This window comes from Parablautia sp. Marseille-Q6255 (assembly GCF_951230155.1).
Taxonomy (GTDB): Bacteria; Bacillota; Clostridia; order Lachnospirales; family Lachnospiraceae; genus Choladousia.
On record NZ_CATNVD010000001.1, the window covers coordinates 101,860 to 114,576 of the forward strand.

At 53.8% G+C, this 12,717-nt stretch carries 12 protein-coding genes; all 12 read right to left on the bottom strand.

The genetic code is table 11. From position 1 onward, the window contains the following. Nucleotides 1-4: 4 nt before the first annotated feature. The 12 genes from QOX44_RS00530 to QOX44_RS00585 all read right to left on the bottom strand — a co-directional run bounded on the left by QOX44_RS00530 (nucleotide 5) and on the right by QOX44_RS00585 (nucleotide 12,700). A complete protein-coding gene (locus QOX44_RS00530; protein WP_283680688.1) occupies nucleotides 5-1,168 on the bottom strand; it encodes a DUF4366 domain-containing protein in 1,164 nt (387 codons plus the stop codon). Continuing rightward, nucleotides 1,158-1,415 (bottom strand): DUF4315 family protein, encoded by a 258-nt coding sequence (locus tag QOX44_RS00535; RefSeq protein ID WP_281691284.1) that lies wholly within the window; start codon nucleotides 1,413-1,415, stop codon nucleotides 1,158-1,160. Before QOX44_RS00535 ends, QOX44_RS00530 begins: the two co-directional genes overlap by 11 nt. 17 nt (nucleotides 1,416-1,432) lie before the next feature. Then, entirely contained in the window at nucleotides 1,433-3,949 is a 2,517-nt protein-coding gene (locus tag QOX44_RS00540) for a CD1108 family mobile element protein (protein ID WP_283680690.1), read from the bottom strand. A 33-nt stretch (nucleotides 3,950-3,982) separates the two neighbouring features. Next, the gene (locus QOX44_RS18165; RefSeq protein ID WP_334305514.1) at nucleotides 3,983-6,685 is read right to left on the bottom strand and encodes a VirB4-like conjugal transfer ATPase, CD1110 family; all 2,703 of its coding nucleotides are present in this window, start codon (nucleotides 6,683-6,685) and stop codon (nucleotides 3,983-3,985) included. A gap of 88 nt (nucleotides 6,686-6,773) precedes the next feature. Further along, entirely contained in the window at nucleotides 6,774-7,205 is a 432-nt protein-coding gene (locus QOX44_RS00550; RefSeq protein ID WP_283680692.1) for a PrgI family protein, read from the bottom strand. Nucleotides 7,206-7,275: 70 nt separating this feature from the next. After that, entirely contained in the window at nucleotides 7,276-8,007 is a 732-nt protein-coding gene (locus QOX44_RS00555; RefSeq protein WP_283680693.1) for a hypothetical protein, read from the bottom strand. A gap of 2 nt (nucleotides 8,008-8,009) precedes the next feature. Next, nucleotides 8,010-8,573: an MT-A70 family methyltransferase gene (locus QOX44_RS00560; RefSeq protein ID WP_283680695.1), complete on the bottom strand. Its 564-nt coding sequence runs from the start codon at nucleotides 8,571-8,573 to the stop codon at nucleotides 8,010-8,012. Then, nucleotides 8,573-9,022 (bottom strand): SpoVG family protein, encoded by a 450-nt coding sequence (locus QOX44_RS00565; RefSeq protein ID WP_008394467.1) that lies wholly within the window; start codon nucleotides 9,020-9,022, stop codon nucleotides 8,573-8,575. Before QOX44_RS00565 ends, QOX44_RS00560 begins: the two co-directional genes overlap by 1 nt. Nucleotides 9,023-9,053: 31 nt before the next feature. Then, nucleotides 9,054-9,917, bottom strand: coding sequence for a VirB6/TrbL-like conjugal transfer protein, CD1112 family (locus tag QOX44_RS00570; RefSeq protein ID WP_008394466.1), 864 nt, complete (start codon nucleotides 9,915-9,917; stop codon nucleotides 9,054-9,056). Nucleotides 9,918-9,923: 6 nt separating this feature from the next. Further along, nucleotides 9,924-10,136, bottom strand: a complete 213-nt coding sequence (locus QOX44_RS00575; protein WP_117493307.1) for a Maff2 family mobile element protein — start codon at nucleotides 10,134-10,136, stop codon at nucleotides 9,924-9,926. A 243-nt stretch (nucleotides 10,137-10,379) separates the two neighbouring features. Continuing rightward, entirely contained in the window at nucleotides 10,380-12,233 is a 1,854-nt protein-coding gene (locus tag QOX44_RS00580) for a VirD4-like conjugal transfer protein, CD1115 family (RefSeq protein WP_283680696.1), read from the bottom strand. Then, nucleotides 12,230-12,700: a PcfB family protein gene (locus QOX44_RS00585; RefSeq protein ID WP_283680698.1), complete on the bottom strand. Its 471-nt coding sequence runs from the start codon at nucleotides 12,698-12,700 to the stop codon at nucleotides 12,230-12,232. The genes QOX44_RS00580 and QOX44_RS00585 overlap by 4 nt, the downstream gene beginning before the upstream one ends. Nucleotides 12,701-12,717: the final 17 nt, after the last annotated feature.

The following is a 12,717-nucleotide window of genomic DNA, read 5'->3' on the forward strand; positions in this document are numbered from 1 at the left end:
GGCGTTATCTGCCGTCCTTTGTGGGTTCTTCGTCCTCGTCATAAGAGGACTCATCGCTGTACGCCAAATCCTGCTCATAATCTTCCCCGTAACCGTCATCCTCGAACTCGTCCTCGTCCATAGCCGCCTGCTGTTTCGGGCGCACGATCTTGAAGTAATAACCCAGCCCGCCAGCAGCCACAAGAGCGATCACCAGGAAGATAATCATGCCGGTATTGCCGCTGGATTTCTCCGTCTCGGCTTCCGGCTGTTCGGTTTCCTCCGGCGCCGGTTCTTCCGTCACTTTCCCCAGGCAGCCGTTCAGGTCATTTTTGCAGACCGGGCAATCGGTATTCACCGCGCCCGCCTCGCATTTTTCCGTACAGTTACAGGTGACAACCTCAATGGCGCTTTCGCTGCCATTATCCTGCTGGGCCAGGGACAGCAGATCTTCCTCTGTAACGCCATTCAGGAAGTAGACGTTTTCCGAATCCCGCTTCCCGTCAATGATAAGGTAAAACACATTTCCGTCCGCGGTGGTGATGGTATAAAACTGCTTATCATCTTCCTGCTCGGTAGCTGAGTCCAGGACCGTGCCGGTGCCTTCCGGGGTAAATGCCCCTTCCGGCACAGCCGATTCCGTTTCGTCCTCCGTATCAGAGCTTTCAGAAGAAGCCTCTGTTTCTTCTTGGGAGGTCGAAGGGGTCTCGGCGGCCTGGCTGCTTTCCGAATTGCCGGAAGCATTGTTTGCCGAAGGAGAAGGTGCGGGCGTTTGGGAAGGCGCGGCCTGGGTTTCCCCACCGGAAGATTGAGGCGCGGCAGAGGAAGCCGCCTGGGTCTGCGCCGGTTCCTCATAATAAGGGTTATCCAGTTTTACCTCTTTGGAGCGGTTGCCGGAATAGTCCACCGCGTAAACCGTCACTTTCTTGCCGTCCCCGGCGTAATCCTTTAATGCCACGGTCCCCTTGCCGTTGACAAGGCTGTTGATACGGGTGTCATCCACATACACCGCCTCCACGCCGGACATATCATCGCTGGCCTCCACCGCCAGCTTATCGTCCGTTAAGGCCGCGGTAAGGGTGGGCGGCGTGGTGTCGCTGCCCGTGGAAGCGTAAGCGGTGACAGGCAGGACAACGGCGCTCATGCAAAGCACAAGCGCCGCCAAAACATTCCTCACTTTATTCTTCATGGCCGGCCTCCTGTTCTCCCGCAGGCGGGGCAGCCTCCGGGATCGTGAGGGTGCCCGCCCTGTGCGCCTTCAAAAATTCTGCCAGCTCCTTCGGGGTGAGGTGGAAATCACGGCCAATATCGCCGTAATCCTCGTTCTCCAGCCGGGTCTTTTCCTCTCTGAAAAGCTCCAGCTTTTTTTGCAGGTCTGCGATTTTCTTTTCCGTTTTTTCTATATCCCTTGCGAGTTTATCAATTTTGGGATTCAATTTATTACCTCCGATCTTTAATTGGTTGAGATACGCCCAAATGCGTAAAAATGTTCGGTCCAGTAGGACGTATTGATATTGGCATACTGTACCGGGTCCCCGGCATGGATCATCTGCCCGTTGCCGATATAGATACCTACATGGGTTACAGGCGTGCCCGCCGAGTAGGTGCCGGTGAAAAAGATCAGATCTCCCGGCTGGGCGTTTTCTCTGGAAACAGGGGTACTCATGTTGAAAAGCCCCTGGGCTGTGGAGCGTCCCACACTGGCAACGCCGCTCTGATTGAGGACATAGGAAACAAAGCCGCTGCAATCAAAGCTGTTTGGCCCCAAAGCGCCGAACACATAAGGCTTACCGAGATGTTTCTGCGCCTCCGTAATCAGCGCCGCGTAATCGCCATCGCCCATAGGAGCGCCGGGATATGCGGGGATCTCCGGTCCGCCCGCGCTGCCGGGGATCAGGTTTGTCCCGGTATGGTCGCCGGTATCGGCAAAATACAGGGGATTAAGGTACTGCCCATCCACCAACACCTCCAGGTGAAGGTGCGGGCCGGTGGAATCACCGGTGCTGCCCACTTTGGCAATGACATCCCCCTGTTTGACTTCCTGCCCGGCAAATACCAGCAGTTCGGAGCAGTGGGCGTATTTTGTGGTTAGGGTCTTGCCGTCCTCCATGGCGCCCTCCAGCACCACGATCAGCCCGTAGCTGCCTGCTTCCCCGGCCTGCGTTACCACGCCGTCATGCCCGGCTAAAATCTCTGTGCCCTGGGGCATCCCAATATCCACCGCCTTATGATAGTTCTTTTCTCCGCTGATGGGGTGGACGCGGTAGCCATAGTAGCTTGTGACATACGGAAGCCAGTTGGTATCGCCAAACACGTTGGAGACATACTGGCGGTTGCCCTTCGTCATCATCAGGACGTTAAAAAGCTGGGCCTGTTCCGCGTTCATGCGGGCGGCGATCACATCGGTAAAGGACTTGGCCGTCAGGTTGACATTGAGAATCCGCCATTCATAAGTCACTTCCACCTCATAGGTCTCGCCGGTGCTGGGGTCTGTTCGGGTTTCCGTGCGGGTGCGGGTTTCCACTTCCTCTACAAATTCGAGGGAATACTGCTCGGCAAAAAGTTCCTGCAGCACGGCCTCCACATCCGCATACTGAAAGGCTTGATAGGACGCGGTGAGGAATCCCATCAGCTCAAAGGGGTTGTGCCCGATATTGCCCACATGGTAGCGGTATTCATCATAGCCGGGGTGGTCTGCTTCGGCATTGTCAATCTGCATCTGCAGGTCAGTTTCCCACTCCGTATAAACCAGCTCGGCATTGTTGATGTCCTGATCTTCCGCGGTATAGCTGGACGCCGCAATCGCGCCGATCCCGCCCGTCCCCATACTGGAACAGGAAGAAAAGAGCGAAAAAATCAGAACGACGATCAGAAACAACAGCGCCGCCATCAGGCAGAGGGCCGGGTGGCGGCTGGCAAAACGACCAACAGCGCCACCGGCTTTTTTCGTGACAGCGGCAGTTTTCCCGGCAGCCTGCCCGGTGCGCCGGGCGGTCCGGGCAGCTTTGGCATATTCCCTTTTTAAGCGGTATTTCTGCCACATGCGGGAAAACACATTGCTCCGTAACTGCGGGTTATCGTGGAGGGCCTGCTGGTAAGCCGCCCTTGCGCGGGTTTTCACCGTCTTTTTCTGCAGCCGGGACACCTTGCGGTAAGGTGCGGTTTTCCGGCGGTGGTTCAGGGCGCGAAGCCCGCCCTCGGCTACCAGCTCTGTACGGTGGGCCGCCTCAATGCCCACATTTTCATGCTCATTCTCATAGATCTTCTTATGGGCATATCCGATAGCCGCATTTGCGCCTTTTTTCACCGGGCGCAGAGGTTTGGCGCCTTTTATGTGTTCCTGTTGGGAGACCACCTCTTTTTCAAATTTTAAGCGCCGTTTGGCGTTGCCGGTGGCAGCGTCCGGCTCCACCTCCAGCCGCAGCTTCCGCCTGGCCGGAAGGTTGCCTTCGGCCTGTTCCAGCTTCCGGGCAGTCCGTTCCGCCTTCTGCTGGGCCTTCACCAGCTTTTTGCCGGGGGCATCCGGCGGCAGCTCATCCTCGGCAAATTGCAGTTTTGAGGTGCGGGACTGCTCGGTAGCCGCTTCACTGGCGCTGCTGGACTCGGAAAACTTCTGCTGGTAGCGGGTACGCCGTTTGCCGGATTTCTCCCGCGGTTCCTCCCATGGGGCGTCCTCATGGGTTTCCGGCTGCGAATCTTCCAGAGGGGAAGCATCCGCGTCCTCCACTGGCTCCACCTGCGAGGCGTCACCGTCTTTCGGCCTTTGCTGCCGGGTGTGGCGGGCTTTGGCCGAAAGGTCCTCCAAAGAATCAGGAGAATCCCTTGCCTGCCGCAAATCAAAATCCTGTTCCCGGCCACTGATACGGGTTTCCTCGCCGGAGGCCGCGCCCCGTTCCACCAGCCCATCACGGGTCATCTTGTGAAATTTCTTTTCCTTTGCTCTAAATTCTTCATCCCTTGGCAACTGCATCACCTCCCATACGCCAGGCGGTGAAGAAGATTATCACGTTCCAGCCTCCGCGACTTCCTCCGGGCGGGTTGTCATGATCTGATACAGGCTGGTGTCCTTCGGGAAGTGATCGACAAAGGGGATAATCACATTTCCGAAAAACAAAAGGCCCTCGCCGGGGCCACTGTGGGTCACATAGGAAAGCTGCGTCGGGCTGATCCCAAGCTGTTTCGCCAAAATCTGCCTGTCGCCCTGGGCCTGGTTCAGCATGTAGATGAAATCCGAGTTTTCAAAGATGTTCTCGATCTCACGGGAGGCCAGCAGGTCCTTCACGTTCTGCGTCAGGCCGCTCGGAATCCCGCCCCATTTTCTGAACCGCTTCCAGATCTCAACGGAAAAAGCACCGGTCTGGCCTTTGAGCAGGAGATGAAATTCATCAATATAGAACCAGGTCGTTTTATGCTTCTCCCGGTTGGCGGTGACGCGGTTCCACACGGCGTCCTGCATGATAAGCAGCCCGATCTCTTTCAAGGCTTTGCCCAGAGATTTAAGCTGGAAGCACAGGACGCGATGGCTGTCCATGTCGATATTGCTCCTGTGGTTGAACACGTTTAAGCTGCCGTTGACGTAGATTTCAAGGGCGGTGGCGATATTCTGGGCCTCCGGCTCGCTTTGCTTGCGAAGCAGTTCATACAGGTCGCCCAGGATTGGCATATTCTCCGGGCGGGGGTCCTGCAGGTAATCCCGGTAGACCAGGCGGGTGCAGCGGTCAATGATGGTTTTCTCGATAGGGGTAAGCCCATCCTTGCCGCCGATAATCAGATCACACAAAGAGAGGACAAAATCGCTCTTTAATGTAATGGGGTTCTCGTCATCGCTGTAATCCAGGTTGATGTCCAGCGGATTGATATAGTTGGAGGAAGTGGGAGAAAGGTCAATGACCTGCCCCTGTTTCCCAAAGCGTTTTACCAGCGGGCCATATTCATTTTCCGGGTCTGCGATGATAATAGAATCATCCGTCAGCAGGAACACGTTGACGATCTCACGCTTGGCGCTGAAAGATTTTCCGCTGTTGTGGACGACCAGCCCGTTTTCCAGCAGGAAATTCATATAGCGGGGGACGGTCAGGTCATACACCGGCACTTTTTGGGGCAGTTTCAGCACTGATACCCGCACTGCCGTATGGCCGCCGCTCAATTTCTGGCCTTCCTTCACATCCACCGCCTGCATATACTCCCCGGCGTCATCCATAATGAGATGGCTTTCCGTACAGCGGAAAGTGGTGCCGTCCTCCAACGTGATCTGCTTTAAGACATCCGCGTATTTCTCAATGCGAATATCCCGCGCCATGGCAGTGATAACCTGCCCGGTCTCATCATCAAAGGTCTTGACCTCGATTTCCTCCACGCCGCGGGCCAGCAGTTCCTCAAAGGAGGCGGCGCTGCCGTCTGTCAGGAGAATCCGGGTATCACCGGCAAAGCATCCGGGCGTACCAAGAAACAATCCGTTGGGGTTTTTCAGCAGCTTGCGGTTCGCCATAATCAGGTTTGAGGAAATGGCGTTGAGGCCGTAATACAATGCCTGCCCATCCTGGAATAACTCACAGGTGGTAAAGGGTACGAAAATAGCGGTGCTGCTGGTTGTGAGTCCCCGCTGGATCTCGATCTGGTTCTGCCCCAGCGCCAGAGAGGACATAAGGCCCTGTTCCTGCTGATAGTCCAGGCGTTTCAGCGCGCAGTTATACTTTTGGGCAATACCAGAGGCAGCCATAATATCGCTGAACAGCTTTTGCCTTTTCGGGGCAATGTTCTGTACCAGCACTGTTACCAAAAACATACGCTCATTCCGGGATTGCAGATCTTGAAGCAGGTTTTGAGCTTCCTCCCCATAGGTGGCAAGGTCCGTGGGAATAATGTCCATATCATATCCGGCCCGCACCGCCTTTTTCTGTTCCTCGATCTTCATTTTCTGCAAATCGCTCATTTTCCGCTTGATATTGCGGATCGCCTGGGCCTGGTCGATAGACTGGATATGCAGGTTGATCGTCACCGCATCGTCCAGGTCCAAAAACTCTGCCAGCATCCGGTCCGTCAACTCCGGCGCCAAAATCTGCAGGAAGGAGACAGCGCCGGAATACTCGCCAATGCGGAAAGTCTTGCCGTCCTTCGAGAAGGTAAAGCTGGTGGGCGCGATAAAATCCTTTGTGGAAAGGCCGGTTTTGGCAAGGTCGCTCCAGGCAAACTTCAATTTCTCCTGCCCGCTGGGGTGAAGCTGGCTGTGCAGAAGCTCCAGCCGTTCTAACCCATTCAAAGAAGTTGCCTGGACGCCCAGGGTCTTAAAGTTGTTCAGCACATCCGTTTCCACGCGCTCCAGCCGCATTTTGGCGGTACGCAGGTCGTCCGCCTCAATGCCAAAAGTGATATACTTGCGTTTGGCAAGGCCGTTGTTGCCTTTTTCGAGCTGATTTTTGAGCATTTCCGCATACTCACGCCGGATGTCATCGTACTCGTCCCCCTGGGGCGGGATGGCAATGCTCTTGGAAAAGTCCTGCATATTGGCCCGCTGGTTGATAAAGGTGAGCTGGACGCTGATCGTGGAATCAAAGTAGTTGAGGAAATCACAGTAATTCTCGAAAATCTGCGCCTTATCATCCGCCTGGGCAAGCTGGTAGTTAATATCGAAAAACTGAATGGTCTTGGTATATAGCTTATCATTGACGCGGCAGATACCATCCTTGTAAATCTCCTGGTAGGGGATCGTCTGCTGGGCCGTCTGCGGCGCGTCCCGTTTTACTCCACTGAAAAAGCCGCCCTTGCCAGGCGGCTTCGCATGAGGCCCAGATTTCTTACCGGCCTTTTTTACTGCGGACCGGTTTTTTCGCGCCTGCTGGATGTTTGCCTGCAGGCGCTTTTCCTGCGCTTCCTGCTGTTTGGTTTTTGGCAATACTTATTTCCTCCTTCTTCGACATGATTTTATAAAAGTTCTGGGTCTTGTATGGGCGCGTCTCCGGCCACAGCCGGTGCCGGATCATATTTTTCAGAATCTTCTCCGCTGGCTGGCCGTCGCGCTCATACATTGCCATAAAGAAAAAGGGCATCATCAGCCCGATCATCAAAAGCACCGAAGCGGTATTTCCGATCACCGTGCGGGTGAGAAAATACACCGGCAGGCCAACCGCCCCGGCAATGCTGAAAAAAATAAGCTGTCTTTTGGTCAGATTAAAGGCAACTTTGGTCTTAACCTTCGTCAAATCTTTTGGAACCGGTACATAGGGCAAAAAATCACCTTCTTTCCTTCAAATGCCTGCCACTGTAAAAACAGGGCAGGAACAATCCTTGTTTTTTGCTTTACCGCTCTTTCTCGTGGTGCGGCTTTTTATCAGGATCAGGAACACCCATGCGGGAACTCTCACGGATAGCCGCCTGCAGGCGCTCCCGCAGCGAAGATCTTTCAGCCGGGGGCTCAAAGGCTTCATCAATCAGATTTTCCCGTTCCGCATACAGTGTTTTCATAGCCTGCCCGATGTCCTCAAATGGTCCATACCGGCTGATGATTTGCAGCGGGTGGGTGAATTGCAGAAAGAAATCCATTTCTTCCTTGACTGGCGTGTACTTGGAAAGCAAGGCGCCGAAAGTATCGGACAGTGCGGCAATCTCACCCGCGGCATCGAACAGCCTTTCCCGGCTCCAGGATAATGCCTGTTCCCGAAAGCCGAAATAGTCCGATGCCAGCGCCTCACGGAAACGGGCAAAGGTCTGGCTGGACTCATCCTGCTTTGGCGCCGGTTCAAACCGCTCATAAGCCCGTATTTCATTCAGCAGTTCGCAGATAGGAAAGCTATGGGTATGGGTGTTTTCCTCTTTGCACCAGCGGGCAACTTCCAACGGGTCCTGAAACGACAGCAGAGCTTCCACCTCTGCCGGGGTAAAAGGATGTTCCACTTTCAAATAGTAATGAAGCTGGGCGAGATCCTGCAGCTCATAAATACTGCCAATGTCCTGTGAGTCCAGCAAATCCGCATGGACTTTCAGGCAGTCATCCAAGCGCTCCATCAGCATCCGTTTTGCTTCCTGTTCCAAACTCAAATTTCCTCCTTTCCCGCCGGGAGGGTGATCGTGCAATCGACCTCATTGCCCCAAACATCCCATCCCGGCGTTTTCTGACGGGCAAAAAGCTCTACCCTGGGCTGGTCGCCCATCAGCTTAACGATCTTTTCCCGTACAATATCCGGCTTTTTGCTGTGCTGCTCGATATGGGAAATGACAAACTGATGGATTCCGGCGCTCTGCCGTTTCGGATGGCCGCGGGTAGCCAGAAGGCACACTTCCGCGTTAGAGCGCGTCCAGAATCCCATGCCGTAAAACCAGGTGTCCGCTTTGCGGTTTTGTTTCAGCCACAGGAAAGCCAGTGTTTTATACTGGAATCCCCAGGCGTCTATGACACGGAACGCTTCTTTAAGCTGGGGAAATGTACCCCAAAGAAAAAGCGCGCTGTCCTTGGCCGCAAGGTCCGCAACCGGAAGCGCGCAGATTTCTTCAATACTCATTGTGGGATAGTGGTTTTCCGCAACCCCGTGGCCCCGCTTCATATCGTAACGCCAGGGAGGGTCCGCATAGATGATCCCGTATTTTTTAGTCTCCGGCATCAGCGGGAGGGACCGTCTTTGGCGGCGGCTGCCTTCACCGGCTGGCTTTTCACTTTACCGGCGTTCTCTTTCAGCGCCCCGGTCAGCGAAGGCTTTTCCGCGGCGCCTTTTGTAGCCTCCAAAGTCGCCTGCAGGTTTTCAATAGCCGCGCCGTATCCTTCAATCAGCGCCTCATTGAGCTGGCGGCGAAAATCCGCCGTCACCGGCCAGCAGACATCCCTCCAGTTCCCTTTGTTGTCCTGGGTAGAGGGCATATTGACATACAGCCCCTTTTCGCCGGAACAGATCCGAAAGCCGTCAATCTTGAAACAGCCCCCGATGGTGACGTTGGCGTAGGCCAGCAGGTTCCCCATAGGAGCGATAGGCCGGACACGCACATCCAGCTTGAAAGGCAGGTCCCCGCTTGTTTCCGGGACAGTGGGATTTGCAGCAGTATTGTTATTACTCATAAAACATCTCCTTTACTTTTTAAAACATACGTCAGTGTGCATTGAAAATAGATTTGGATAGCGAACCTGTCTTAAACAGGGCAAAGGCCAGCAGCACCGTATAGCCTGCTGTGCCCCAGATTGCGGCGTGTACGCTGCTGGAAGATGGGATGGATTGGACCAGCACCGCGTAAATCGCAACACAGATCAGGATAAGGAATCCCTGGAAGCCAAGGGCGAACAGGGAGCGCAGGTAATTGGTCCCCATCGCGCCCCATTCGCGGTTGGCAAGTGTGGAAAAAGGAATCGGCGCAATGCTCACGGTCAAATAAATTTCTATCATTCTTCCGTAAACGATCACAAAAATCACGATAGACAAAATCCACATGCACAGGTTGATGATATTGGTTTCCAGCCACAGGCCGATCAGTTCCCAAATCCCCATGGCTTGAAGCTGTGTTTCCAGGTCGGCCATGGACGCGGCCACATCCAGATTTCCGTTGATGATCCCCGCGCTGTTCGCCACAACCGTCTGCGCCACATCGAATACGGCCATCACAATCGTAAAACAGTTGGTGAGCAGATAGGTGGCAACGAAGGTCTTGAACACCCACTTAAAGATGTTGAAGGTGTCAAATTCGTGCATGTTGTTTTTCTCAAGAATCATCTGGATCAGCTCATACACCAGCACGAAAGTTAAGATCATACCGGCAATGGGCAGCACTACCGTTTCCGATAGCGTCTGGATCATACTGAAAACACCGCCATTCCAGCCCTGGGGCGTCTGGCCTACCTGCGCGGCCACATCGGTTACTTGGTTGTTGACCGATTCAAAGATTCCTGTAAATTGTCCTGTGATGGCGTCGATTAAGCCCTGTTTTATCCAGTCTGTTATCCAGCCAAATAACCAGTCCATGGACGATTAGAACAAGCCCGACAGAAGCGGAATCAGTGTCATCCCTACCACTGCGATACCGCCGCCAGCCATGAGCTGTTTCATACCCTGGCTTTTGGCGCCGGGATTGTCATTTCCATATCCTTCCAGAAGATTGATGACGCCCCACGCGCCCAAACCGGCGCCCAGCGCGACAACCAAGATCTGCAGGGTATCAATAGCAGAAGTGAAAAAACTCATATTAGGGTAATTACCTCCTTATCAAATGAAAAATAATGTTGTGGCCGTTTTTGGCCTGAAACGAAAAAAGCCGCCCGCTGCTTGAAGAAAAACAAACAGCGGGCGGCGAACGCAGGCGTACATCCTGCGGACTGTGAGTAAATTCAGGAGAATCACGGCTCCTTACCAATAGGCACCTCCTTAAAATGGGCATAAAAAAACAAGGCCCGCCGAAAAGAATGGGAAACTTGCAGATCGGCGGGCCTATTCGGTATCGTCTGCGGATTCTTCCGCCAGCTCGGATGGGCTGATCTCATAATTGAGGAACAGGTCGTCCGGCCTCACCCGCAAGCGGGTAGACAGGTATTTCTCTATATCGAAAGTGTTCTTCGGGTTGAAATCCGAAAGGTACTTATAATTGGGGTGTTTTGTAATATCGTACTTTCTGGACAGGAAGGGCCGGACGCCGCGTACCTGCAGCAGACACTTCCCGCCGTCCATCACGGCAAGCTCGTCCATGGACATCAGATCTTTGCCCAGCTTTTGGAAGTTCTGGCCGTGGGATTCCTGCGTGCCCTTCGTGACGCTGGTGTTATACATATCAATGGTTTCTTTCCCCAGCAGGGCGCTCCAGCTTTTTAGGGTGGTTTCTTCCTTTCCTCCCAGGAATAAGCTGGAATCACAGTTGCCGATAATGGTGTCCATGTTATCCTTATACAGTGCTTTCAACTGGCTCTGCGCCTGCAGCACCAGGCAGGCCGAAATCTCTCTGGACCGGATCGTTGCCATGAGTTTTTCGAGGTTCGGAATCTGCCCAATGTTAGCCGCCTCGTCGATCAGGCAGCGCACATGCACCGGTAGCCGGCCTCCATACTTATCATCCGCTCTTTCACAAAGCAGGTTGAAAAGCTGCGTATAAGCCATGCTCACCAGAAAGTTGAATGTGGCGTCCGTATCGGAAATGATAAAGAACAGGGCTGTTTTCCGGTCCCCGACCAAATCCAGCTCCAGCTCGTCATACATGGTGATCTCCCGGACTTCCGCAATATCAAAAGGCGCAAGCCTGGCTCCGCAGCTAATCAAAATCGACTTCGCTGTCTTGCCAGCCGCCAGCTTATATTTTTTATATTGCCGGAGGGCGAAGTGGTCCGGGTCTTTCTGTTCCAAAGCGTCAAAGAGAAGGTCAACCGCATTTTTGAACGATTCATCATCCTCCCGGACTTCCATGGCATTTATCATTTCTACCAAAGTGGAGAAATTCTGCTCGTTCTTGGGAGCCTCATAATAGATGTAGCCGATCAGTGCCGTATAAAGTAGCGTTTCGGCTTTCTGCCAGAAATCGTCCCCGGATTTTCCTTCCCCTTTGGTATTGGCAATCAGCACTGTCACCAGCTTTAATATATCCTTCTCCGAATGTATGTACGCAAACGGGTTATAGTGCATACTTTTCTTAAAGTTAATGGTATTGAATACCCTGATCTGATAAGGCTCATAAATGATCCTGCCTTTCTTATTGCGTAAGGGCTTTCCGTCCTTGCCCAGCCTGGGAGCGCCGCGGGAGAGCAGCTTTCCGCACTCCACCAGGACAGTGCCCTTCGGATCGGTCACTACATAGGAAGAATGGAGCTGCATCAGGTTCGGTTTTATGAAAAAACGGGTCTTGCCGGAACCGGAGCCGCCAACCACCAGCACATTTTTATTCCGGGCAAAAGCCGGATTTTTGGGCCTGCCGGACATCATCAGCCCCTCCGTCTGGGTCAGGATGATGTTGTTTTCCGGCTTGGGGTCCATAAAGGGGGCAATATCCGCCTTTGTGCCCCAGCGGGCACTCCCGTATTCCACATCCTTCCTGTACTTTTTGGCATTTTTCCCTTTCACATAAACCACAAGACGAACCAGCGCGGCACCGATCAGCCCAACCAGCCAGTCAACCGCCGCACCGGGCATAGAAGTCTGAAAGGCCAGGGTAAAGCCATCCGCCAGTCCCAGCAGCTTTGTAGAAGCGTCAACACCGGGAGCCAGCCGTACCGCTTCGCCAACCTTGGCAAAGAACCAAAGAAATATAAGATAAGGAAGGTTGGGCAGCACATACTTTTTCAGAATATCCGTCATCTTCATCGTTCCGGCCCTCCATGCGCCTTGTTTTTTACAGGATCGCGGGCCAGCTTTCTCGCAATCTCTTTGAATTTCGATAGCTGGGAGAGAAGGGACGGCCTGTTTTCGCGTTTTACCATCTTTTGCGTATATTTCTTGAAGGCGGCTTCAATCGCGTCCGCCTGGCTTGCCTTAAAATACACGGTCCACTTAGGCGGGGAAACGCTGATGTCTTTCTCCACATGGTAGCGGACTTTATATTTCTTTGCGTACCGCTCAAAAGAGCGAATCCGGTCCTCAACCTCGATCTTATGGGCGTCCGGCGTCTGCGCCGTAAGGCGGCGCATACTGTTCCGTCCGACTTTTGGGGTAGTGCGCTCTTTTTCAATCTTCCGCAGGGCGGCGGCAACAGCAGCCCGCATCACACGACCCGTCAGTTTTGCGGCCTGGACCGTTACGGATATGGATTTCCGTTCAAGTTCTTCCTGCAATCACATCCTCCTTTCGC

What these genes read in the sequence shown, in the direction of transcription:
- QOX44_RS00530 (WP_283680688.1), bottom strand. Translation starts at nt 1,168, where the DNA reads ATGAAGAATAAAGTGAGGAATGTTTTGGCGGCGCTTGTGCTTTGCATG.
- QOX44_RS00540 (WP_283680690.1), bottom strand. Translation starts at nt 3,949, where the DNA reads ATGCAGTTGCCAAGGGATGAAGAATTTAGAGCAAAGGAAAAGAAATTT.
- QOX44_RS00560 (WP_283680695.1), bottom strand. Translation starts at nt 8,573, where the DNA reads ATGCCGGAGACTAAAAAATACGGGATCATCTATGCGGACCCTCCCTGG.
- QOX44_RS00565 (WP_008394467.1), bottom strand. Translation starts at nt 9,022, where the DNA reads ATGAGTAATAACAATACTGCTGCAAATCCCACTGTCCCGGAAACAAGC.
- QOX44_RS00570 (WP_008394466.1), bottom strand. Translation starts at nt 9,917, where the DNA reads ATGGACTGGTTATTTGGCTGGATAACAGACTGGATAAAACAGGGCTTA.
- QOX44_RS00575 (WP_117493307.1), bottom strand. Translation starts at nt 10,136, where the DNA reads ATGAGTTTTTTCACTTCTGCTATTGATACCCTGCAGATCTTGGTTGTC.
- QOX44_RS00580 (WP_283680696.1), bottom strand. Translation starts at nt 12,233, where the DNA reads ATGAAGATGACGGATATTCTGAAAAAGTATGTGCTGCCCAACCTTCCT.